This window comes from Nonomuraea turcica, from assembly GCF_030718205.1.
Taxonomy (GTDB): domain Bacteria; phylum Actinomycetota; class Actinomycetes; order Streptosporangiales; family Streptosporangiaceae; genus Nonomuraea.
The window spans coordinates 1-601 of sequence record NZ_JAUZQF010000112.1 but is presented as its reverse complement, the minus strand read 5'-3'; the positions used below and the strand labels follow the sequence as shown (position 1 = coordinate 601).

Annotated in this window: 1 pseudogene; it reads left to right on the top strand. The window is 64.6% G+C overall.

The window, feature by feature from the left end:
• Positions 1–396: 396 nt before the first annotated feature.
• Positions 397–591 (top strand): annotated as a pseudogene (locus Q9G87_RS60480) (transposase family protein); the annotation flags it as partial.
• Between the last annotated feature and the right edge of the window lie 10 nt (positions 592–601).

The window sequence follows — 601 nt, the reverse complement described above, 5'->3', positions numbered from 1 at the left end:
CATCGGCCGGAATGATCCTGGTCGAACTACTCCAACCATGCCCGACCTCACGCGGCGCGCTGCCCGTAAACGGCTGACCATCGTCACGCACGAAGTTGTTGCTGTAGAGCAGCATCTTGCCCGCGGCATCCACAGCCAGCACGTCAGCGTACGAGTCACCCGTCACACTGTTGCCGGGTAGCTCCGCAGGTCCCGATGGTCACGCAAGCTGCCGCTCTCGGGCCTAAGCGTTCGCCGCTCCGTGCTTATGGTCGCGCTCACTCGGCCCTCGCTGGTCACGCAAGCTGCCGCTCTCGGGCCTAAGCGTTCGCCGCTCCGTGCTTATGGTCGCGCTCACTCGGCCCTCGCTGGTCACGCAAGCTGCCGCTCTCGGGCCTAAGCGTTCGCCGCTCCGTGCCCTACAAGGGCCGTGATAAGCCGCAGTCCCAGAAGACAGCCAACTCCGCCCACGCCAGGCTCCGCGCTCCCGGCGAACGCGCGAATGCCGTCCTGAAGAACTGGCGCATCCTGCGCAAACTCCGCTGCTGCCCGCTACGTGCAGGTCAACTCGTCAAAGCAATCTTCGTCCTGCAAGCTCGCGAGGTGCGGTGAAAAACCTTCA